Origin of the sequence: Nitrobacter sp. 62-23 (assembly GCF_001897285.1) — a bacterium.
Classification (GTDB): Bacteria; Pseudomonadota; Alphaproteobacteria; order Rhizobiales; family Xanthobacteraceae; genus Nitrobacter.
Map to the genome: position 1 here is coordinate 20,531 of NZ_MKSM01000118.1, position 22,217 is coordinate 42,747.

21 protein-coding genes and 4 pseudogenes are annotated in these 22,217 nt (G+C 56.8%); 6 read left to right on the top strand and 19 right to left on the bottom strand.

Translation table 11 applies throughout. The features are described from left to right. Positions 1 to 44: 44 nt before the first annotated feature. Positions 45 to 422, bottom strand: a complete 378-nt coding sequence (locus tag BGO16_RS13430; RefSeq protein WP_363092069.1) for a response regulator — start codon at positions 420 to 422, stop codon at positions 45 to 47. A gap of 125 nt (positions 423 to 547) precedes the next feature. Then, complete coding sequence (locus tag BGO16_RS13435) at positions 548 to 1,180, bottom strand: response regulator (protein ID WP_292619225.1); 633 nt, start codon at positions 1,178 to 1,180, stop codon at positions 548 to 550. A gap of 339 nt (positions 1,181 to 1,519) precedes the next feature. On the opposite strand from BGO16_RS13435, the gene BGO16_RS13440 reads away from it, so the two are divergent. Continuing rightward, positions 1,520 to 2,203 (top strand): helix-turn-helix domain-containing protein, encoded by a 684-nt coding sequence (locus BGO16_RS13440; RefSeq protein ID WP_292619226.1) that lies wholly within the window; start codon positions 1,520 to 1,522, stop codon positions 2,201 to 2,203. 541 nt (positions 2,204 to 2,744) lie between these two features. Here the strand turns inward: BGO16_RS13440 and fabI are convergent. From fabI to BGO16_RS13465, 5 genes are all read right to left on the bottom strand, one after another. Further along, positions 2,745 to 3,533 carry an enoyl-ACP reductase FabI gene (gene fabI, locus BGO16_RS13445; protein WP_292619246.1) on the bottom strand — a complete coding sequence of 263 codons (789 nt, stop codon included), beginning with the start codon at positions 3,531 to 3,533 and terminating at the stop codon, positions 2,745 to 2,747. Then, positions 3,530 to 4,744 carry an acetate/propionate family kinase gene (locus BGO16_RS13450; protein ID WP_292619227.1) on the bottom strand — a complete coding sequence of 405 codons (1,215 nt, stop codon included), beginning with the start codon at positions 4,742 to 4,744 and terminating at the stop codon, positions 3,530 to 3,532. The genes fabI and BGO16_RS13450 overlap by 4 nt, the downstream gene beginning before the upstream one ends. A gap of 5 nt (positions 4,745 to 4,749) precedes the next feature. Further along, positions 4,750 to 5,721, bottom strand: coding sequence for a phosphate acetyltransferase (locus BGO16_RS13455; RefSeq protein WP_292619228.1), 972 nt, complete (start codon positions 5,719 to 5,721; stop codon positions 4,750 to 4,752). Positions 5,722 to 5,750: 29 nt separating this feature from the next. After that, on the bottom strand, positions 5,751 to 7,976 hold the full coding sequence (locus BGO16_RS13460; protein WP_292619229.1) for a DUF3141 domain-containing protein: 2,226 nt from the start codon (positions 7,974 to 7,976) through the stop codon (positions 5,751 to 5,753). A 77-nt stretch (positions 7,977 to 8,053) separates the two neighbouring features. Next, on the bottom strand, positions 8,054 to 9,136 hold the full coding sequence (locus BGO16_RS13465; RefSeq protein ID WP_292619230.1) for an AI-2E family transporter: 1,083 nt from the start codon (positions 9,134 to 9,136) through the stop codon (positions 8,054 to 8,056). Positions 9,137 to 9,281: 145 nt separating this feature from the next. Between BGO16_RS13465 and BGO16_RS13470 the strand changes: the two genes are divergently transcribed. Further along, a complete protein-coding gene (locus BGO16_RS13470) occupies positions 9,282 to 9,803 on the top strand; it encodes a GNAT family N-acetyltransferase (protein ID WP_292619232.1) in 522 nt (173 codons plus the stop codon). Between the two features lie 678 nt (positions 9,804 to 10,481). On the opposite strand, the pseudogene BGO16_RS13475 reads toward BGO16_RS13470, so the two are convergent. The 9 genes and pseudogenes from BGO16_RS13475 to BGO16_RS13515 form a co-directional block, all read right to left on the bottom strand. Then, positions 10,482 to 10,996: pseudogene (locus tag BGO16_RS13475) on the bottom strand (DDE-type integrase/transposase/recombinase); the annotation flags it as partial. A 38-nt stretch (positions 10,997 to 11,034) separates the two neighbouring features. After that, positions 11,035 to 11,928: an IS256 family transposase gene (locus BGO16_RS13480; RefSeq protein WP_292619233.1), complete on the bottom strand. Its 894-nt coding sequence runs from the start codon at positions 11,926 to 11,928 to the stop codon at positions 11,035 to 11,037. A 57-nt stretch (positions 11,929 to 11,985) separates the two neighbouring features. Further along, positions 11,986 to 12,830: pseudogene (locus BGO16_RS13485) on the bottom strand (helix-turn-helix domain-containing protein); the annotation flags it as partial. An 87-nt stretch (positions 12,831 to 12,917) separates the two neighbouring features. Next, positions 12,918 to 13,097 (bottom strand): annotated as a pseudogene (locus BGO16_RS13490) (hypothetical protein); the annotation flags it as partial. A 151-nt stretch (positions 13,098 to 13,248) separates the two neighbouring features. Further along, positions 13,249 to 13,950, bottom strand: coding sequence for a cytochrome c3 family protein (locus BGO16_RS13495; protein ID WP_292619234.1), 702 nt, complete (start codon positions 13,948 to 13,950; stop codon positions 13,249 to 13,251). A gap of 7 nt (positions 13,951 to 13,957) precedes the next feature. Then, complete coding sequence (locus tag BGO16_RS13500; protein WP_292619236.1) at positions 13,958 to 14,467, bottom strand: nitrate reductase cytochrome c-type subunit; 510 nt, start codon at positions 14,465 to 14,467, stop codon at positions 13,958 to 13,960. Beyond that, positions 14,440 to 16,935 (bottom strand): periplasmic nitrate reductase subunit alpha, encoded by a 2,496-nt coding sequence (gene napA / locus BGO16_RS13505; RefSeq protein ID WP_292619237.1) that lies wholly within the window; start codon positions 16,933 to 16,935, stop codon positions 14,440 to 14,442. The genes BGO16_RS13500 and napA overlap by 28 nt, the downstream gene beginning before the upstream one ends. Next, positions 16,932 to 17,243 carry a chaperone NapD gene (locus BGO16_RS13510; protein WP_292619238.1) on the bottom strand — a complete coding sequence of 104 codons (312 nt, stop codon included), beginning with the start codon at positions 17,241 to 17,243 and terminating at the stop codon, positions 16,932 to 16,934. Before BGO16_RS13510 ends, napA begins: the two co-directional genes overlap by 4 nt. Before the next feature lie 25 nt (positions 17,244 to 17,268). Further along, positions 17,269 to 17,496 carry a nitrate reductase gene (locus BGO16_RS13515; protein WP_292619239.1) on the bottom strand — a complete coding sequence of 76 codons (228 nt, stop codon included), beginning with the start codon at positions 17,494 to 17,496 and terminating at the stop codon, positions 17,269 to 17,271. 503 nt (positions 17,497 to 17,999) lie between these two features. On the opposite strand from BGO16_RS13515, the gene BGO16_RS13520 reads away from it, so the two are divergent. Continuing rightward, complete coding sequence (locus BGO16_RS13520) at positions 18,000 to 18,284, top strand: transposase (protein ID WP_292619247.1); 285 nt, start codon at positions 18,000 to 18,002, stop codon at positions 18,282 to 18,284. A gap of 261 nt (positions 18,285 to 18,545) precedes the next feature. Here BGO16_RS13520 and BGO16_RS13525 read toward each other — a convergent pair whose 3' ends face one another. From BGO16_RS13525 to BGO16_RS13530, 3 genes are all read right to left on the bottom strand, one after another. After that, positions 18,546 to 18,977: a hypothetical protein gene (locus BGO16_RS13525; RefSeq protein WP_292619248.1), complete on the bottom strand. Its 432-nt coding sequence runs from the start codon at positions 18,975 to 18,977 to the stop codon at positions 18,546 to 18,548. Between the two features lie 61 nt (positions 18,978 to 19,038). After that, positions 19,039 to 19,215 carry a twin-arginine translocation signal domain-containing protein gene (locus BGO16_RS18165; protein ID WP_363092078.1) on the bottom strand — a complete coding sequence of 59 codons (177 nt, stop codon included), beginning with the start codon at positions 19,213 to 19,215 and terminating at the stop codon, positions 19,039 to 19,041. 627 nt (positions 19,216 to 19,842) lie between these two features. Beyond that, the gene (locus tag BGO16_RS13530; protein ID WP_292619241.1) at positions 19,843 to 20,523 is read right to left on the bottom strand and encodes a helix-turn-helix domain-containing protein; all 681 of its coding nucleotides are present in this window, start codon (positions 20,521 to 20,523) and stop codon (positions 19,843 to 19,845) included. A 181-nt stretch (positions 20,524 to 20,704) separates the two neighbouring features. On the opposite strand from BGO16_RS13530, the pseudogene BGO16_RS13535 reads away from it, so the two are divergent. From BGO16_RS13535 to BGO16_RS13545, 3 genes and pseudogenes are all read left to right on the top strand, one after another. Then, positions 20,705 to 21,120 (top strand): annotated as a pseudogene (locus BGO16_RS13535) (DUF3489 domain-containing protein). Continuing rightward, on the top strand, positions 21,117 to 21,617 hold the full coding sequence (locus BGO16_RS13540) for a DUF2924 domain-containing protein (protein WP_292619242.1): 501 nt from the start codon (positions 21,117 to 21,119) through the stop codon (positions 21,615 to 21,617). The pseudogene BGO16_RS13535 and the gene BGO16_RS13540 overlap by 4 nt, the downstream one beginning before the upstream one ends. Continuing rightward, positions 21,614 to 22,217, top strand: a 604-nt coding sequence (locus BGO16_RS13545) for a recombinase family protein (RefSeq protein ID WP_292619243.1), incomplete at its 3' end; no start/stop codon positions are given. The genes BGO16_RS13540 and BGO16_RS13545, both read left to right, overlap by 4 nt.

Genomic DNA, 22,217 nt, shown 5'->3' on the forward strand with positions numbered 1-22,217 from the left:
TCTGGGAGGATTGCGACCGCGATCAAACGAACCGACCGATCGCGCTAGAATGACCCACCACGCAATTTCTCGACTGGTTCGATTAGCGATCTAGCCGAAAATGGCTTTGTTAGGTACGCGATACATCCCGACTCGATTGCGGCTGAGCGTTTCGCGTCACTATCGCTGCCGGTAATAAAGATGACTGGCAGCTCGACACCGCTGCCGGCGAGTTGATGACGCAAATCTATGCCAGATTCATTATTCAGATCGATATCTAGGATAACGCAAAAGGCGTCGTCGAAATCAGCATGGCGCAGCAGCGCGGCACCGGAATTAAACACCGTTACATTGAATCCATGCTCTCTTAACAACCGTTTCATGCCCTTGAGCATTGACGGATTATCGTCGACGATAAGAATTGACTTGGATTTCGGCATCATCGGCCTTCCACGAACCTGATGAAGCCCATCGCCACACTGCGCGTCCATTTACATATGACGCCTTGCCTGCCAATATTCATAGTGACCTTTCGTACATGGTACCGAAAGTTGCAGTGAGCAAAAGATTAGCTGCCTGAATTTTCGTGGGGATTAATCAGGCCAAGCCGCTCCGCGAGCGAAACCAGTTCCGCGAGCGAGTGAACCTGCATCTTTTCCATCACCTCATGGCGATGCGCTTTTACGGTCCGCTCGGTTGTTCCCAACTCTCTACCAACTTGCTTGTTGATCTTGCCGCGTACGATCAAATCGAAGACCTGTCGCTCGCGAGGCGTCAATGTCGCAAGGAGAGCGAGACTCGTATCGAGCTTGCCTCGTTGGACGCGGACTAACTCATGGCGTGCCAGGGCGCGCTCGATCGCGTCGATCAGTTGCTCTGACAATACTGGCTTGATCAGAAGATCTTCGGCACCCGCCCTGATAGCTCGTACGATCGTCGGGGTGTCAGCATGGCCGGTGACGAAGACGATCGGCAAGATCGAATGGAGTTCGATGAGACGGCTTTGTAATTCCAGCCCCGTCAGTCCGGGCATTCGTATGTCGAGCAGGACGCACCCCGGTCTTTCAGAGCCCTGCAGACGATCCAGCAGTGCCTCGGCCGATGAATGCTTCTCGACTTCATAACCGGCAAGCTTCAGGCGACGTTCGACTGCTGTCCGAAACGAAGCATCGTCGTCGACAATATAGACAAGGCCAGGCAAGTCCGCCTCCCAGCCGCCACTCTAGTTTGTATCTCGCTCCCGGGATCGCCGAGGGGGCACATTGAGGCAAAACCATACCCCAGCACAAGCTGATCCTCACGCGGCGAGCACTATCTGTCAAACAGAAATGTCGAAATATCCAAACACCGAAGCCGGGACCCAGAACTGTCCTCTCTGACACCCTAATATAAGACTGTCCTTTGGTACAATGACCTTTCAGACAATGGTCAAAAAACGTGTCTTAGCGGAAGCTCTAAGGCCGCGATAAAGCCTTCCTTCCACGGACATACTTCGTAGAGGCAGAGCATATCCAACATCGATACCGTACAGGAGTTGGCCATGTTTGTCCGCGTTACCACCGATCTGGCATATTGGGCCAACTCTCTCGGCGAATTAGGAATAGCTAGCAATTCAAATCGAAAAATAAGATTAAACGAGTTTACCTACAAGAAAGGCACTGAGATCTATGGAGAAAATGAGCCCGCCGACTACGTGTATCAGGTCAAGGCGGGCGCAGTGCGAAGCTACAAATTGCTTTCAGACGGTCGTCGCCAGATCGGCGCGTTCCACCTCGTCGGCGACATTTTTGGCCTGGAAAACGGAACCGAGCATCGCTTTACGGCGGAGGCGATCCTGAACACCACAGTTCGCTTGATCAAACGGCGGAGCCTTGAAATGGTGGCGGAGAGCGATGCGATGGTCTCGCGAAATCTGCTCAGCATGACCACGGACAATCTGCAGCACGCGGAAAATCACATGCTGCTGCTCGGCCGCAAGACTTCTCTGGAGCGGGTCGCTGCCTTTTTGATCGAGATGGACAGACGGCTCAAGGCAGCCGGCGTTATACCGCTGCCGATGTCGCGGCGCGATATTGCCGACTATCTGGGGCTGACACTGGAAACGGTGTCCCGCGCACTATCGCGGCTGCATGAACTCGACATCATCGGGTTTGTCGACAGAAATCAGCGCCAGATCGTTCTCTTGAATCGAGGGCAGCTCGCTAGCCTCGATCAGCAGACCTGAACCCAGGAGCGTCGAGGCGAGATGGCCGAGCGCCGCTTGTCGATTACCCAATTTCGAATGGTGAATTATGGAATGCAGGTCACCTGGCGCGGCGCAAGAGAGTTACGTACTGGCGACCTTGTGAATCGGGAGATTGCATTCCGATGCCGGAACCAACTACGTTTCGTCACTCGTCAAAGCAAGGCCGCGCCAGGTGTCAAAATCGCCGAGTCCTGACGTAACAGACGCTAAACTTGTCTTTCCAACACGATCCCGGAATGAAGATCCGACCGGATGACGGACGCGCAAATACCCAGCCACTTGAACGAGATTGCATCACGCTCGCGCGACCCTTGATTCGATCGGTCATAGGCTCCAAGGATCAGGCAACGATCAACGCGAGTCGCCCGGAGCGCTTCATTGCTGGAGCGACCTCCCTGTTGATAAGCACGTAGCGCCTTCTTGCTCAATTGACACTTCTCCCTTTGTTTAAGGTCAATTGACGGCTTCGAGCGCCGAGCGCAACGCCCGCTGACAACCGATATAGGCGGCACCGACGTGCTCAATCGATGATGTGATAGCCACCGTCGACATAGAGGACGCCACCCGTGATCAGCTTGGCACCGTCGAGCGCCAGAAATGCCGTTGCGTTGCCGACGTCGTCGATACTGACCAGACACCGCGTCGGTGCCTTCGATTGCGCCTTGTCCATCAATTCGTCGAATTCGGGGATTCCCGACGCTGCGCGCGTGGCGAGCGGCCCGGGCGAGATTGCGTGAACGCGGATACCCTTCGGTCCCAATTCCGCAGCCAGATAGCGGACGGCCGCTTCGAGGGCCGCCTTTGCCACGCCCATCACATTATAGTTCTCAACGACCATCTGGCTACCGTAGTAGGTCATCGTGAAAATGGATCCACCCCGTTTCATCAATGGTTCGGCCAGATGAGCCATTCGCATAAATGACCAGCAGGAGACATCCATCGTTTTAAGAAAGCCGTCACGACCAACGTCTACCACCCGTCCATGGAGCGCCTCCTTTGGGGAGAAGGCGATCGAATGCAGCAGGAAATCTAGCCGTCCCCAATCCGTTGCGATCCGTTCAAATACCCGCTCCGTCTGCCCCTCCACCATGACGTCGAGCGGCATGAAGATCGACGCCTCCAATGCTTGCGCAAGCGGCTCGACGTGCTTTTTCGCGCGCTCGTTCAGATAGGTCACGGCCAGTTCGGCCCCGAGCGCACGAAATGCCTTGGCGCATCCCCACGCGATCGATTGATCGTTGGCTATGCCAACGATCAGGCCCTTCTTGCCTTTCAGAGCGACCTTGGTATCCGGGAATTCGGGAATTATAGCGCCTTCTCCTGTCTGGTACTTGAGGATGGTGTGTCCATCAGCAACAGCAATGTGTGCTGCGCGATCATCAACTCCTCATCGGTTGGTATGACGTAGATCGGAATGCGGCTGTCGGAACCGGATATCAGGCGTGCGTGGCGAGAATTCGCGGCAGAGTCCAGGGTCACACCAAGCCAACCCAATTGATCAGCGACGCGCGCTCGAATACGCGTCGAGTTTTCCCCGATGCCGGCTGTAAAGACGAAAGCGTCCAGACCCTGCAACGCCGCCGCAAGCATGCCGGCGTTGAGGCCGATCCGATAGACGAAATACTCAATCGCCAGTTTTGCCTTGGAATCTTCGCTCGCCTCCAGTTCGCGCATATCGTTGCTAACGCCCGACAGTCCTTTCAATCCGCAATCCCGGTAGAGGAAGTCCTGTGCCTTCGCAGGCGACATTCCCTTCTCTGAGATCAGATAGAGCACGACACCAGGGTCGAGTTGCCCTGGACGCGTCCCCATGGGTAGCCCATCCAGGGCCGTGAACCCCATGGTACTCTCGATGCTGCGTCCTTCCTTCAAAGCGCACATAGAGGCTCCGCTACCGAGATGCGCGACAATCACCCGCCTCCTGGCGGTTTCAGGGGCGACATGCGGTAAGGTTTTCGCGACATATTCATATGAGAGACCATGAAATCCATAACGCCGTACACCCTCGGCATATAATTGGTACGGAATTGCATAGCAGTCAGAGACAGCATCATGCGTGCGGTGAAACGCGGTATCGAAACAAGCTACCTGTGGAAGTGTTGGAAAATTAGCGAGAAGCGACCGGATCGGAGCCAGATTATGCGGCTGATGAAGCGGGGCGAGTGCCACGAACCGCTCCAACCGGGCCACGACGCCATGGTCGATCAGCACCGGTTGGCCGAAGTCCGGACCGCCATGAACGACACGATGACCGACTGCCATCGGGCTAATGCGGATTTCGTTACGTAGCCATCCGCCGGCGACACCCATTGCGGCTGGGACGTCCGAAACCGATTCGACCGGATAGACGCGGTCGGCAAGTGGTTGGCCATCCACACCTTTCGCCCGCAGGCGAGGACGACGGCCGATGCCATCCATCTGACCCTTGATCTGCCGCCGCAGCCGCCCTTCTCCTTCGATCGAAAAGACCTGAAACTTGACGCTTGAGGAGCCGGCATTGACGACGAGAATGGTATCCATGGCAATCACGCGGCAACTGTTGGAGCCTGCTGGCGCCTTGCATTCGCGTAGAGAGCACCGACCGCGCAGGAAGCCATCCGAGCGCGCGCCGAGTCTGCACGCGACGTCAGAACGACAGGCACCCGAGCACCAAGCACGATACCCGCGCTATCTGCCTTGGCAAAGTAAGCGAGATTTTTCGCCAGCATATTGCCAGCTTCGAGGTCGGGTACGAGCAGAATCTGCGCTCGTCCGGCAACCTCGGACCTGATTCCCTTGATCCGTGCCGCTTCCGCATCGATCGCGTTATCGAAGGCAAGCGGGCCATCGAGCACGCCCCCAGTGATCTGGCCACGATCGGCCATTTTACAGAGCGCAGCAGCTTCGACCGTAGATGGAATACTTGAAGTCACGGTTTCAACCGCCGACAGGATCGCCACACGAGGCGATTTTCCGAAGCCGGTTTGCGTATAGAGATCAATGGCGTTCTGAATGATATCGCGCTTGGCATCGAGATCTGGAAAAATGTTGATGGCCGCGTCCGTGACAAACAGCGTTTCGGCATAGGCCGGCACATCCATTACGAACACATGGCTGATCCGCCGGTTGGTTCGCAGCCCGCCTATCTTTGCCGTAATGCTGCGCATGAGTTCGTCGGTGTGCAGGCTGCCCTTCATCAACATCTCGCCCGCGGCAGCATGGATGAGCTCAACACCCTTTGCAGCCGCAGCCTCGCTGTGCGCCACATCGACAATCTTGAAGCCGGAGACGTCGAAGCCACACTTGCTGGCCGTATCCCTGATTTTCGTCTCAGGTCCGACCAACGTCGGCCGGATAATGCCTGCCGACGCGCTGTCGACAACGCCACGCAGCGAGGTCTCATCGCAGGGGTACACGACAATGGTCGGTGTTGGCAGAACCGCCTTGGCCGCAGCGATCAGACGGTCATACTTGCTGGGAGAACGCGTTTTTTCTGTATCGACCGGCGAGGCGTTCATAATTCCGCTCCGAATCTTACCGATTCACGCTATGATGCCTTCGCCTGATCGAAGGAGGACAGGCTCGATGCATTGTCCGAAACTTCGTTCGCGTCGACACCGAAAAGTTCCGCAACACGTTTCAGGCGCTGGGCGACCTCACCCGAGATCGTCGCGCTGGCGGACAGCACTTCGCCGACTTTCGCGAAGGCCGTTTGACGGATGTTTGAATCGTCGGGCAACAGTTTCGGTATGGCGGTCAACGCCCCTTCCTGATCCAGCAGAAGCATGAAGAACTGCTCCCGGACCACCATCTTGAACTCGCTCAATGTCAGCCGCGCACCGACGTTGCTCCGGTGAACGTTACGCAGCGCTTCAAGGCTACGCTCGTCCACCATTCCTCTCGCCGACCCGACATAAAGCAGACTGCGAATGGCCGCTTCGCGAAGTCCACCTTCACCAATTCTGGATTTCAGCTCGGCGATCCGCCTGTTGAGCATTTCCCGGTGTGCAGCAGACATCTCCGGCGAGCGCGATGGGGTGGATTGCAGATCGATTCCGGCAGCCGCTTGCAACGCCGGCGAGCCGTAAACCGCAAGAAAGGTCGCCTCGCTGAGCGCCTCCTGTGAATCTCGCCAACTGTCGAGTGCGTGAACAATTTGCCTGGAAGCCTGCTCCTGAAAGGCAAGGAGGGGATTATCCGTCGAGACCTGCTTGCGATCCTTACTCACTTGGTCAGCCAATGACTTCACCATTGACATCAACGGATTCTGGCTGCTGAAAGCTTCATACTGGAGCCGCAGTGGATGCAGATTTCGCGCCAGCTCCGCCATCTGTGGCGTCACCATCCCTCTGATCCAAGGCTGCAGGAACTTTCGGTAGGCGGCCAGATTGATTTCCGATACTCGCTTGGCGGCGGCAAACCGCCGCTCATCTTCAAGCGAATTGCCACCCATGGCGCGGATATCATCAAGCGTCCGCGCCTCGCAACGCATGACCCACTGGCCGGCGGCAAGGTCGGCATTCGTCGTGTCGGCGCCCTTGGCCTCGAAAGTCGCCTCGTAGAGACCGGGTGGCAAGATATCAATCAGATCGATATTGCTGGAAAACTCCGCGTGTTCTTTCTTGGCAATGCCGCCGGAAACGAAGATGCCGAGATGGCCGACACTCTCGTGGACCGTGTAGACGATCGTTTGCCCGTAGGCCCTGATTTCGTCGACGTCTGCATAGAGATCGAGAATCCAGTGCAATGCCTGCTGCGGCGGGGTAATATTATCTCCCTTGGAGCAGAACACCACGATCGGTGATCTGATATTACGCAGGTCGACCGCTTGACCATCAGACATCCTGATACGACCGGCAGCGAGGTTGTTGCCAACGAACAGCTCGTCGACGATGAACTGGATCTCCTCAGCATTCAGATTGACGTGCCCGCCCCACCAGCGTTCGAAGTCGAGATATCGCTCGGCCTCGGTATCGACCTTTGAGTAAACATTGTACTGTTTGGTCCACAGTGTATTCGAAGGATTCTGACTCTCGAAGTTTTGCACGAGCCAGGCGCCATCGAATTTACCGGCTCCGAGATCACACGTTAGCGCTGTTAGCCAGCCTCCTCCCAGCAGACCACCCAAGTAGCGCATCGGGTATTTTCCACGCACCCCCGCCCAATAGGCAAGCGGCGCGCCAGCGATGATGACAGGGCCGAACAGTTCGGGTCGCAGCGATGCAATGATCATGACGGCCCAGCCAGCCTGGCAATTTCCGATAACACACGGCTTGCCGTCGGCTTTCGGATGAAGGCTGATGACCTTCTCGATGAACAGAGCTTCGGCGCGCGCGATCCGCTCGATTGTTTGTCCAGGCATCGGCTCGGGCAGGAAGCCGATGAAATAGCATGGATGCCCCGCTTTCAGCGCAACTCCGATTTCGCTGTCTGCTTTGAATCCTCCGATTCCAGGGCCATGTCCAGCACGAGGATCGACCACGATAAATGGTCGCCGGTCGGGATCAATTTCAATGTCTGTGGGCGGGATAATGCGTACCAGCACATAATTTACCGGTTCATCCAGTTTACGGCCATCGATGATGAGTTCGGCGGCATATTGCAGGACATGCGGTGCTGTCTGCGCGGCGTGTTCCCGATACTGATCGCCGCGTCGCCGCAAGACGTCCAGGAACAGGACGCTGCGTTGACCGGCGTCGATCATGTACTCTACGGCCGAAGCAACAAATCCTGACAAGGGACCGCCCGGCGGCGTTGCTTTGTCCATCAGCATGTCTCGACCTCGCTGTCGTGCAACTCATTCAAGGGGCATCGAGGCATCGAACGTTGATCTAGGTCAACGTTCGCCAATCAGCTTGGCAATGACGCTGTGCCGGCGCGATCGCTACGTATCCAGGCCACCGTCAATTCCCAGGCCAGAGAGAGAATGATCGGCCCTATGAAGAGGCCGACAAGTCCATGCGCGAGCGTCCCTCCGATCACCCCGACAAAGATGACAAGTGTCGGGGTCGTCAGGCCGCGCTTCATCACGAGCGGCTTCAAGATATTGTCGAGTACGCCGACGAGGCCCAGGAACACTGTCAGCAGCAACGCTGTCGTGAAATCCTTGTCCGTCCAGATCCAGATGATCACGGGAACCAAGACGATTGCCGCGCCGACTTGAATGATCGACAGGATCATAACCGCGAATGCCAGCAGGCCGGCGCTGGGGATACCCGTCAGCTTGAAACCAATGCCGGCCAGCAGGGATTGAATGATTGCGACGCCGATGACCCCCTGGGACACCGCGCGGATGGTCGCACCCGCCAGTTCGAGGAAATGTTCGCTCTGCTCAGGCACGATACGGTAGAGGAAGCTTTTGCCTGCCTCTGCAAGCTGCGAGCCGTAGGGGAAGAGAAACCCGACCAGCGCTACGGAGAGGAGAAACTTCAGCATGCCGACGCCGGCATTGCCGGCAAGAGCCAGCAAAATGCCTGCCAATGGCTTCAGATACGGAGCCACCTCACGCATGGCAGCTCGAATGTTGCGGGACGCCTGATCCCAGAACTCGTAAAGATTCGGGCCGATGAACGGCCAGTTATTGACGCTTTCCGGCGGGGATGGAATCACGAAGTTACCAGCGCTCAGATTTCCAGCAAACTCCTTCACCCCCTCCAAGGCATTCAAGCCAAGCCAGGTTGCTGGTCCGATGACAATTCCAAGATTGATGAGGGTGAGAATCGCCGCTGCGAGCTTTGGACGGCCGCCGAGAAACTTGGAAAGGAAATTGAAGACAGGATAGAGCGCAACAGTGAGTACAATGCTCCAAGCCAATATCGGCACGAAGGGACGGATCAGAACAAACGTCCAGTAAATCAAAAAAGCAAGCAACCCGAGCCGGATCACAAGCTGGATGACGTCGTCTCCGGGTAAGTATTGGCGAAAGGTTTTCAAGGATGCACCTCCATCTGAGGCGAACACATCGTCGTCAAGCTACCGGCAGCTCTCGCGCCATAGTCTTGATCCAAATCAAACAGCCGTGAGTTGGCTTGAGCTTCAACGGTTCCGATCACACCGCTGTCCTGGTTTGCCGGAACCAATGACTAAAGCCATCAACTACAGTGCACGCGAGCTTCTGCGCGACGGCAGTCAAGTCGAAATCCGCGCGCTCCGGCAGGAAGATGAAGCCGCCATGCTCGCCGCGATCGAAAGGACCAGCGCACAATCACTCCAGCGCCGTTTCTTCGCCATGAAGCGTCACTTCTCGGAAAAGGAGCGAACCTTTTTCATGAAGGTCGATTTCAAAAGTCATGTCGCGATTGTAGCGCTCGTAGAAGATTCCGGCCGCAAGCTGATCGCCGGAGGCGGCAGGTACATTGTCTTCGAGCATGGGCGAGCCGAGATGGCATTTGTCGTTGTCGATGCTTGGCAGGGACGAGGCGTCGGCTCAATTCTGATGCGCCATCTCATTAAGCTCGCGAGCGATGCAGGGTTACAGGAGTTAACGGCTGATGTTCTGCCCGAGAACGCCGCAATGAGAAACGTATTCGATAAATTCGGCTTCACGCCGGCCGCGCACCAAGACCCGCAGACACTTCATCTAGTGCTGATGCTCTCTTAGAAAGCGCTTCTTAAACGGGGGGCGGGGCAGCGTTGATTTAAAATGAAGCCTCCCGGAACTGAAAAATCCCCTTGCTGCACTCTGTAGCTGGACGTGCCTTGAAGCCTCAATGTTTTGGTGAACGCTTGCGGTGATCCCGTAGCGCGGCTTTTTGCAGATAATTTCGGCTTTCCGTGATCTAGGCTCAGATGGGGTAGACCATCAACTCAAGGAATTTCGAATCTGTGCTGACGGTTGGGTCGCTCAAATCGATTCGAGGACGGCCAGATGGTCAATGAGGACTGCAAACTGAAGCTCGAAAAAAGGGGAGATCGGACCGCTGCTACAAGCGCGGGCGCGCCATATCGGCTGAGCGCTCCCGCTCGCCACGCCGGCTCATTGGCCCACCAATCCAAACTGTCAGATTAAGTCGAGACTTTTACATCGTTGACCGATCGAACAAGATTCAGGAGGCTCCTGAGCAGCAGGTAAAAGTACTAGTCGCCAAGGACACCAGCACGGTGTCCACCGGACTCTTCCAAACATTGAATGAGATGCTCGACGCTCAAAGAAAGCGACTGTCAATCTTACGAAACAACATACCGAACATCGTGCTGCTATTGCTTGTCCGTCGTCGGGGATTTTGGGACCATCGGCGGTGTGAGCTAACGGAGGCTCTGGCCCATCAGGATTGTCATTTTAGGCGGCCGCTTGTCGATGAAGCAAGCGGCGTTGTTTGATGGTTTCGCGTTTGATCCTTTCCCTTTCCAGCATGATGATGTCGCCGCGCCCAATGTAGACGTCGGCGAGAGCGAGATTGCCGATGCTTTCGTGGTAGCGGCGATGGTTGTAGTGATCGACGAACGTCGCGACTTTCGCTCGAGATCACCCGGCAGAAAGTAGTTTTCCAGCTGGATACGGTTCTTCAGCGTCTGGTGCCAGCGTTCGATCTTTCCCTGGGTCTGGGGGTGGCAGGGTGCTCCGCGTGTGTGCTCCATACCCTTGTCGGATAGCCAGGCGGCAAGCTCTGACGAGACGTAGGACGGGCCATTGTCGGACAGTAGCCGCGGCCGCTGCAGGGCTCTGGCGCTGTCGCAGCCGGATGCCTGCAACGCCATGGTCAGCGTGTCGGTGACGTCTTCCGCCTTCATCGTGGTGCGCAGCTTCCACGCGATGATGTAGCGAAAGAAGTCGTCGAGCACGGTCGACAGGTGGGAGTGTCGGAAATTCTGTGTTTGAGGCAGGTGAACCATCATGCGGTGACGAAACGCTCGTTGAACATGATGGCGAATTGAGTCTTCGCCTCGGACCATTCGCGCGGTGGGCGTTTCCACTCAGCCGCGGCGCGGTTGAGACACAGATACAGTAATTTTGTTGCGGCGTCATCGGTTGGAAAATGACCTCGCATCCGCATGGCCCGGCGGGCGTTGATGGCCTCCGGAAAACCCCTCAGTCCATCGACGACGGCAATCAGGATGTCACTGACGTTGCGGCCCTTGAGTTCATTCATGACGCGCAACCAGAACTTAGCGCCTTCGGTTTGTTCGATCCACAGACCCAGAATATCTTTGGTGCCGTCAGGCAGGACGCCCAACGCGATGTAGGCCGCCTTGTTGCGTACGAAGCCTTCGTCGCGAATTTTGACCCGTAAGGCGTCGAAGAACACCAGCGGATAGCTGACATCGAGCGGCCGGTTTTGCCATTCCGCGATCTCGTCCAGAACGGCATCGGTCACCGCTGAGATCAGATCGGGCAAGACGTCGATGCCGTAAATCTCCTCGAGATGGCCGCCGATCTCGCGCACGCTCATGCCGCGGGCGTACGTCGAAATAATCCTGTCGTTGAAATCCGGAAACCGGCGTTGATATTTGGCGATCAATTGAGGATCGAAGGTGCCGGCACGGTCGCGCGGCATCGCCAGCGTGACCTTCGATGTTGCCGTCGAAACCGACTTCTTCGAATAGCCATTGCGGTGATTGGATTTGCCGCCGGCGGTCTCCGCCTCAAGGTGCTCGTCGAGTTCGGTGTTCAAGATCCGTTCCGATAGCGCTCTCTTTAACTCATCGACCAGGCCGTCTTTGCCGAAAACATCCTTCGGCTCACGACCTGCGAGAAGCTGATCCAAAACCTCTTTCTCGATAGCCATATGATGCTCCTTCGCTTCATCAGTATGGCCTCAAACACAAGATTCCTGACAGTCCCTCGACAGGTAGAACCATCCCCATCCGCTGACCTCGAGATAGGTAAAAATCGGTTCTGCCAGAGCTGGTTCGGCGCTGTCGTCTTGTCGTGGAATTCGGCGGCGGCCTTGATGACGATGAAGGCCGGGCTGGTGATCAGGTCATGGGCCTTGAACAGGCGATAGACCGAAGATTCCGACACGAAGTAGCCCTTGGTATCGGTGAAGGTGACCGCCAACTCCCGAGGCGATAGCTCCGGCTCATTTAGCGCCAGCTCGATGATCTGATCTCGCGTCTCCTCGGGAATGCGGTTCCAAACCCGGTTCGGCCGAGGCCTGCGATCCTCCAGCGCGTCGATACCGCCAGTGAGGAAGCGATCATGCCAGCGATTGAGGTCGACCGGGCAACGCCAAGTTTTTGCAGCGTGCGCCGCGCCGACAGGCGCGACTGCTCGACCAGCCGGATGATCTCCAGCTTCTCGGATGCGGGATATCTCATTCGTCGTCGCCCCCATCCGCGATCATGCTTTTTTAAGCAGCCGCAGCTCCAGCGCCTGTTCGGCGACGACCTCCTTGAGATCGCGCGCCTCCTTGCGCAGCACTTTCACCTCGTCGCTGGTGGCCGCCCGCGCCGTATCGCCGGCAAGCCGCTTCTTGCCGGCTTCCAGGAACTCCTTCGACCAGTTGTAGTTCAGGCTCTCAGCGATGCCTTCGCGGCGGCATAGCGCGGCGATCGACTCCTCACCGCGTAGGCATTCCAGTACGATCCGGATCTTCTCTTCGGCCGAATACTGCTTGCGGGTCGCACGGCGGATGTCCTTGATGACCTGCTCCGCTGGCGCTTTCCCTGTCCCGGATTTCTGTCTCATCTTCGCTCCTTTGAAAGGCTACGATGAACCAGAAATCCTCCGTTCGCAGTTAAGCCGCCTTGGTCCCATCAGCGCTGGCGCCGGACACTTCGATTTATGAGCCATCCGCTCCGGTAGGGAATGGAGCTGTAGATAGATGTTGCCGACGAACAGAATGGCCATGAGCAGAACGATGCCCATGACGACCATGAGAATGTCTATGTCACCGGGCGCGGTGATGAAGGGGGGCAAATGATGCGGCGTGAGCGGATGCAGCGACTCGTTCAAGACAGTCCCCAATATTGCTCACCAACAAATTACAATCGGTACAAACCACGGAACTCCATCCTTGCACAAGGTCGGAGCGTGGCAAGTGCAATCGATCTAGGGACGCTTTGGGTGGGGGTTGACGAGAATCGTCGGAACACGCGAAACCAAATTATTCACCGCCCGTTGCTCCCGCGCTCGCTGTCGCGATGAAGTGCTGCAGCGACTGCCGCTGCTCCCTGAAGCTGTGCCGGTCACGCAGTTCAGGCGGCACGCGCCAGCCCGGCTCTATTCCGGTCATGTCCGGAAGCTCGTGCGCTATGCCCTTGTGGCAATCAATGCAGGTTTTTTGACCCGAGACCAGATAACGGGTGTGGATTTCAGCCGCACGCGGCGTCTGTTTAGTGAAATCCATCGCGATCGAGGAATGGCAATTGCGGCATTCCAAAGAATTATTGGCCTTGAGGCGCGCCCATTCGTTCTCGGCCAGCTCAAGGCGCATATCTAAAAATTTCTGCCGGGTTGAAATGGTGCCGAAGATCTTGCCCCAAACCTCCTTGGAAGCCTGCATCTTGCGCGCAATCTTGTCGGTCCAAGCATGGGGAACATGGCAATCCGGACAAGTGGCGCGGACACCGGATCGGTTCGAGAAATGCACGGTGTGCTGCAATTCCTGGTACACATTGTCATGCATTTCATGACAAGAGACGCAGAACGCCTCGGTATTGGTGAGTTCGAGCGCCGTGTTGAACGCGCCCCAGAAGATCACGCCGCACAAAAAGCCGCCTAGGGTGAGAAAACCAAGGCTGAAATACATACTTGGCCGACTGGCGATCCGCCAAAACCACAGCAGCAGGGCTTTCAGTTTTGCCATGTCGCTCTCACCGCTTGGGGTCGCGAATCAGAAGCATGTCCTGGAATGTGTTCGGCACCAACGGTTTAACATTGGTCTGCGTAACATGACAGATCGTACAGAAATAGCGCCGCGGCGTGACATCGGCGAGAACCTGACCATCGCGATCCGTGAAGTGGGTGACGCTGATCATCGGCGCGCCCGATGCTTCGGTATGTTGCCGACTATGGCAGTCGAGGCAGCGGTTGGTTCTTAGCGTGAGCTGATAATTATCGATAGAATGCGGAATCACCGGCGGCTGCTCAGGATAGTTGCGCATCACCCGCCTGTCGTCGGTGATCGGACGCGGGATCGGCGGAACCGGTGGATCGCTCATGGGGTCCGCATTGCCCGTCACCCTCGGCACGATTTGCGGCGCGCCCTGTGGCGCGTTCTGCGCGTAGATCGCGCCGCTCAGTAAAATGACGCATCCGCTCAGCACGGCTCCTAGAAGTGGGCGGGCCCACGGATTCAAACGGCAGTAATTTTGACCGCGCATTTTTTGAAATCCGTCTGTTTGGAAATCGGATCTGTCGCGTCCAGGGTGGTTTTATTGATGAGCTCGCTGGCGTCGAACCAGGGCACGAAAACGACGCCGCGCGGCATCCGATTGCGGCCGCGAATGTCGACGCGTATCCTGATCTCGCCTCGGCGCGAGGCGAGCCTGATTTCAGCCCCCTGATTGATTCCGCGCACGCGGGCGTCTTCAGCGTGCATGAAGCACACCGCGCCCGGAAACGCCCTGAAAAGCTCCGGCACGCGCATGGTCATCGAGCCGGAATGCCAGTGCTCCAGCACGCGTCCCGTGACCAGCCAGATATCGTATTCCTTGTCCGGCGACTCGGCCGGCGGCTCATATGGCACCGCAATGATCTTCGCCCGCCCGTCAGGCTGGCCGTAGAATTCGACGCCCCTTCCGGGCTTCACATACGGATCGAGACCTTCACGGTAACGCCAGCGAGTCTCTCTGTTCTCGACTACCGGCCAGCGCAGGCCCCGCGTCTCATGATAGAGGTCGAACGGCCCGAGATCGTGGCCATGACCGCGCCCGAAGGTGGCATATTCCTCGAACAAGCCCTTCTGAACATAAAAGCCGAACGCTTTCGATTCCTGGTTCTCATATTCAGCGGGAATCTCGCTGGCTGCATAACGATCGACATTGCCGTTCTTGAAAAGAACATCGAACAGCGTCTTACCGCGATAATTCGGATTGGCCTCCAGGATTTCCGCCGGCCACATCTCGTCGGTGGTGAACCGTTTGGAAAACTCCATCATCTGCCACAGGTCGGAGCGTGCTTCGCCTGGCGCATTCACAAGCTGTCGCCAGAAATGCGTTCGGCGCTCGGCGTTGCCGTAAGCCCCCTCCTTCTCCACCCACATCGCGGCCGGCAGGATGACATCCGCCGCCAGCGCCGTGACCGTGGGATAGGCGTCCGAGACCACGATGAAATTATCGGGATTGCGATAGCCGGGATACGTCTCCTGCGTGTTGTTCGGCGCGGCCTGCAGGTTGTTGTTGACCTGTATCCAGTAGAAATTGAGCTTGCCATCGCGCAGCATGCGGTCCTGTTCGACCGCATGATACCCGGGCTTTGGGGGAATGAGTCCATGCGGCACGTGCCAGATTTCCTCGGTATGCTTGCGGTGCTCGGGATTGGCCACCGCCATGTCCGCCGGCAGCCGATGCGCGAAAGTGCCGACCTCGCGTGCGGTACCGCAGGCCGAGGGCTGCCCTGTAAGCGAGAACGGCGAATTGCCAGGCTCGGCGATTTTTCCCGTCAGCAGATGGATGTTGTAGATGAGCTGATTGGCCCAGACGCCACGCACATGCTGATTGCAGCCCATGGTCCAGAGCGACATCACCTTGCGCGAGGGATCGGCGTAAAGCTCCGCCAATTCCTGAAGAAAGCCGCGCTCGACACCGGTGAGCGCGGACACCTTCTCCAGCGTATAATCCTTCACGAACTTCGCATAGGCATCGAAATCGATTGGCTCCGTGGCAGCCGGATTGGCTGTTCCCTTGGCCTTCATCTCGAGCGGATGGTCCGACCGCAAGCCATAGCCAATATCGGTCACGCCCTTCACAAAAGTCGTGTGGTTCTTGACGAAGTCCTTATTCACCCGGCCGGTCGTGATGATGTGATTAGCAATGTAATTCAGAATGGCAAGATCAGCGCCCGGCTTGAACACGATCGGAATATCCGCAAGGTCGGAGCTGCGATGCGTGAAGGTCGATAGAACCGCGACCTTGACATGCGGGTGGCTGAGCCGGCGATCGGTCAGACGCGTCCAAAGGATCGGATGCATCTCGGCCATATTCGAGCCCCACAGCACGAATGCATCGGCCGCCTCGAAATCGTCGTAACAGCCCATCGGCTCGTCCGCGCCAAACGTGCGCATGAAGGCAAAGGCTGCCGAGGCCATGCAATGACGAGCATTGGGATCAAGATTATTGGAGCGGAAACCAGCGCGCATCAGCTTGGTCGCTGCATATCCCTCCCAGATGGTCCACTGACCGGAGCCGAACATACCGACAGCCGTCGGACCCTTGGCCTTGAGAACAGCCTTGAGACGATCGGCCATCACACCGAACGCTTCGTCCCAGCTTACCGGGGTGAACTCGCCGTTCTTGTCATAGACGCCGTTCTTCTTGCGCATCAGCGGTGTCGTCAGCCGATCGCCACCATACATGATCTTTGATAGAAAATAGCCCTTGATGCAGTTCAGGCCGCGATTCACTTCTGCCAGCGTATCGCCGTGGGTCGCGACCACTTTGCCACCCTTGACGCCGACCATGACGCCGCACCCGGTGCCGCAGAATCTGCAGGGCGCCTTCGACCATTTGATCTCGAGCGTACCGATCCCCTGCGCCACAGGCTGTGCGGCTGCAGGTATGACGATATTAGCCGCAGCTGCCGCAACGGCAGCCGCTTGCGCCTTAAGCATGTCGCGCCGCGAAAGACTCATCGTTCTTCTCCATGCCCGGCAGCTTCGTCGAATTGCTCGTAGACCATGTTGGCGGACAGCACACCATTCCACCCCGAAATCTCGGCAAGACGCGCGCCGAGTATGCCGCTGTCTGGAGCTTCCAGAACAATGACAAATTTCGATGGACTGCGATGGTGAATTTCGACTTCAGGCATCGCTGACAATAATTGCTCTACCTCTTCGAGGTGCTGCGGCAAGACCGAGACAACCGCACTCGAAATATAGATGGCCGGCGATCGAAGCTGACCGAATAGCAATGTTCGCCGCGAAAGCTCTGACTCTTTCATGACCCGTTACTCGCTAATCAAACCATCAATTTGGCGGTCCCGGAGACCCCAATATCAACTGCGACATCCAGACCAAAAATCCATAGCCGCCGACCACGCCAACGGCGACGATCGGCCAAATCAGTGCTGCGATTATGAGAAATACGACAAACTCATCGCGCCGCGTGCGCGGAGGCGCGGAATCTCTGGATTCAGACGGGTCTGTCACCCTGTCCACGGTTGCTTCTCTCGCGAAGGAGCACCTGAATTCCATCAAAGGTTATCCGGCTTACATAAGCGCGGCAAGATCAAAAAAATTAGACCCGGATACAGCTTCGCCGACGGCAAGCCGTAATCGCGTAACCGTTGAATCACCTCGGCACGGATTAGCTCTAATATATCCAACCGGCCGGGAACTGGCCTGCCGTCGCGGCCGTTCAAGACGTAAACTCAGATTCTTTCGGATTTGCGAAGATTCGAAGGAGATCACATGGCCTGAACCGAAGTCACTCGTTGCCAATATGACAGGCGCTCACTGCGCTATTCCCGGCCTGAGCTTCTTCGCCAAGGCGATGGTCCATCTCGCGCTTAGCGCGCGTTCGGCCCGCACTTCTTCAGCGAATCCAGAAGTCCGTCATGATCCAGTGCCATCGCTGCATCGCTGCCCGCCAAAAGTTGAAGCTGGTATCGTCGGCTCCTTGCATCGGGACATCATGGGACTTCTTCTCTCCCATTATGCCCGCTCGCACACGGAAATCCTGACAGTCCCGCAGCAGCCTGTCGTTGATTGCGGCAGTGACCCATCAGGGCAAGGTCCGGTTCATGATCTATGCTGGCGGAATCACGCCGCAACGCTTGATCCTGTTCATGCGACGTCTGACCAAGGACACCAAGCGCAAGGTCTTCCTGATCCTCGACAACTTGAGCGTACACAAATCCAGAATGGTCAAAGGCTGGCTGGCGGCGAACGCGAAACGGATCGAGGTGTTCTACCTGCCGCCGTGCTCACCAGAACTCAATGCCAGCGAGTACTTCAACGGCGACTTCAAGGGTGCGATCTAGCGCGATATTCCGCCACGAGATCACGCGCAGCTCAAACGTACGATCCTCACAAACTCGCGCCGCATCCAGAAATCTCCGAATCGCGTTCGAAAATACGAACTCATCCGTTATTCAGCGTGAGTTAATTGTAATCGCGCCGGGACAAATAGCGCCGCACGCGTTGCCCCCAAGTCCCGCAGAGCCTGCCGTCGCAGGCTGCACGAAGCGGGCAGTCGCACGTTTGAGTATCAAGCGCAAACGTGCGGCCTGATCGCATCACACCTACTTAAACCTGATCGTTACCCCGCCTACCGCAGCCGACACTTCAGCGCCGATCTTGGGACCGCTAAGCTGCAGGATTACGCCATTAGCATTCTGCAATTGAACGCCTGCCGCTCCGGCTGCAACTGCACCGCCAGCTCCGATCGCGCTGTAGTTACCCTCAAACGCTGCCAAGCTATTCAGATTGAGGGCTCGTCCAACCAGCTTGGTTGTCGAGGCTCCGATGGTGAAGCCGATATTCATGCCCGAAACGGTGAATGGATAACGCTTGCCTTTGAAGACAAGCACGCCTTCTCCACCGCCGACCCCGACGATGAATCCTCCTTTCGTGAATACAACGGAAACCTGACCAGTCTCGGCCCGCGATGGCGTGCCAAAACCAGCTACGCTAACAAGCAGAGTAACCAACGCGGCAATAAAAGATCTTTTCATGACATTTTCCTCTGAAAAGACGCAATAGAACACATACGGGAGCGAGCGATCATCAAGAATATCAAATAGGGGCGAGCAAAGACGATCTGAGTTTGCCTCTATGCCCGCACTTAATCTCAGCTGGAGCGCCGATGCCGCCCGCCACTGGCTGTGCACCGGCGGGAATCGTTATACCGGCTGCTGCGGCCGCCACAGCCGGCGCTTGGGCCTTCAGTAATTGGCGTCGCGAGAGTGATATGTTTTAGTCTCCGATCTCGGCGAGCCTCCCGACGTGCTCGAACACCATGTTTGGCCGACAGGACGCCTTGCCGGGATGCTATTTTGCCGAGATGCGCTCCAAGAATGCCACTGGCGAGCGATTCTATGATGATGATAATCTTCGAAGCGTTGGCATGACGAACTTCAACGTTGTGAAGCGTTGTGAAGCGTGGTGAGCGTACATAGCACTTCATCTCGATATCGTGGCAGTACGGATATTATGGCGCTCGAAATATAAATTGTCGTCATGAGGTGTTTTCCCAACGCACTGACTGTCCGGTCAGCAGAGGTTCGTGCCGAAGCGGGAGCCACCCGCCAGACTCCAACCAGAACGGCGGCTGCAAATATTCGTCCTGAAATCCGGATTTGATTCTTGTCCGCAACAAGCTGCCTGATGCTTCGCAAGTACCGCCCCTCATCTCTCACGGGACGATCATTCCGCATCCAGTGCGGGCCCGCCTTGATTCAAATCAGGAGGAGAAGCGTTCGTCTTTTAACGCATCCGAACCTGCTATTGCCACAGCTGACGTGCTCTTGGTATCAGGTAGCACGGCAGGAATATTTGAATAAAACCGGGACTTCAGCTTTATCCCTGTCCCAATCGCGTTTAACTCTGCAGGTCGAACCTGGCAAGCCGCTGCCGGTCGAGAATTACGAATTCCCGTTGGGTACCGATAAAATCGATGACGCCAGCTTTATGCAGTTGGGACAGTGCACGCGACACAGTTTCGAGGGTTAAGCCAAGGTAATCCGCAATATCACGACGTGACATGGGCAGCGACATTATCTCAGCGTTACTCAGCCGCCCGTCCATCTCAAGTAGAAACGCAGCAACCCTCTCCAGCAAGGTCTTGCGCCCCAGCAACAGCATATGGTTTTCCGCGTGCTGTAGATTTCGGGTTGTCATGCCGAGCAGGTTGCGTGAAACAACAGCGTCGATCTCGGCCGTCACCTCAAGGCTTCGCCGCCTGCTTAAGCGAACAGTGGTCTGCACGATGGCTTCCGCCGTAAATCGATGCGTCTCACCGTTCTCCAGCCCAAAAATATCGCCGACCAAGTGAAACGCGCCGATCTGACGCCGACCATCGGAGAGCAGTTTGTAACTTCGCACCACTCCCTTCTTAACCTGATAAACGTACTCGGCAGGCTCCTTCTCGCCGTAAATTTCGATCCCTTTTTTGTAAGTAAATTCACTTAAACTGACGATCGAGTTTGAACCGCTCGTTATGCCGAGATCACCTAGCGAATTTGGGCGCGGCGTGCGGTCTGTGGTAATGCTCATAAACATAAATCGAATTCCTATATTAATCGAATTCGGGCCAAATAAAAACGACTCCCCCGGAATGGCGGTAGTCCCGCCAGCTAAATTTCCATGAACCGTGGTTACCTAAACGCTGTCCTTATGACCATTGTACCAAGGTGCAGCTGCAACGATTGCAGCTGACGCAAAGCTCTAAGATCGTGACCAAATGCTTGAGGGGCTCAAAGATGCGTGCGCAGCAGCGACGACGAGACAACGTGCCTCAAAATCAGCTGCGACCCGATCCGTTAAAGCCAAATATGTCGGCGCCAGAACAAAAAGGCCAACGACTTCGAAGGTCTTGCCGGCTGCCGACTCATCCGCCTTGCCCACCAGAACATCGGGCGCTCGCGCCGATTCGAAGCAGGCGCGGGTGCTCGCTCTGCTGCGATCGACGGATGGCTGTACGATCGACGCCGTCGTCAAGGCAACGGGCTGGCAGCCGCACCGGTGCGTGGCTTCTTTGCCGGTGTCGTTCGCAAGAAACTGAATCTTGATCTCGATTCCGAGCTTGTTGACGAGGTCCGACGCTATCGCATCAAGGCTCCAGCGGACGGGGGCAGCAAATCGGCCAAAGCCACATGATCGATGGCGCTCGAAGACAATCACGTCGCAACATTGATGCAGTTTCCCTTGAGATCGAGATCGCGCATCTCGGCGATCTTGATCTCAAGGCCCTGCGGCTCCGATGGCAAGGTGTAACCGGTCGCTCGGCACCCGTTCACCTGCCGAAGCATCTGCTGTTCGCAATGCTGGCCTATCGCATTCAAGCCGATGCCTTCGGTGATCTCGATGCGGGGATGGTACAGATCTTGAAGGCTGCCGTTGGATCGAGGGAACCGGCTACGATCACCAAGCTGATCGACAGGCTCGATCAGCGCAACCAGGAGCTCGCGCCCGGCGCAATCCTGACCCGCGAATGGAACGGGCGAGACCATCGGGTGATGGTGCTCGCCGATGGTTTTGCCCTTGAGGGCAAAACCTATGACAGCCTGTCGAAGATTGCCTTTGCCATTACCGGGACCAAATGGAACGGGCCGCGGTTCTTTGGCCTGCGGGCTGCAACTGTGAGGCAGCAATGAGGCCGGCTGGCAAATCCATCCGGTGTGCGATCTATACCCGCGTCTCGACCGACGCCGGGCTCGATCAGGAATTCAACTCGCTCGACGCCCAGTATGATGCGTCGGAGGCTTATATCCGCAGCCAGGCGCATGCAGGCTGGACGCTGATCAAGATGCGCTATGACGATGGCGGGTTCTCAGGCGGGTCAACCGACCGCCCTGCCCTGCAAAAGCTGCTCGATGATGTCAGGGCACGCAAAATCAATGTCATCGTCGTCTATAAGGTCGACCGCCTGACGCGGTCTCTGGCCGATTTCGCCAAACTGGTTGAGCAGTTCGACGCTCATGGCGTGTCCTTCGTCTCGGTGACCCAGCAGTTCAATACGACCACATCGATGGGCCGGTTGACCCTGAATGTTCTGTTGTCCTTCGCCCAGTTCGAACGCGAGGTCACAGCCGAGCGCATCCGTGACAAGATCGCCGCCTCCAAGCGCAAGGGCTTGTGGGTCGGAGGCATGGTCCCGCTCGGGTACGCGCTGAGCGACGGCAAGCTCTCCATCCACCCGGACGAAGCAAGAACCGTCCGCCTCATTTTCGAGCGCTACCTTGAATTGGGCAGCG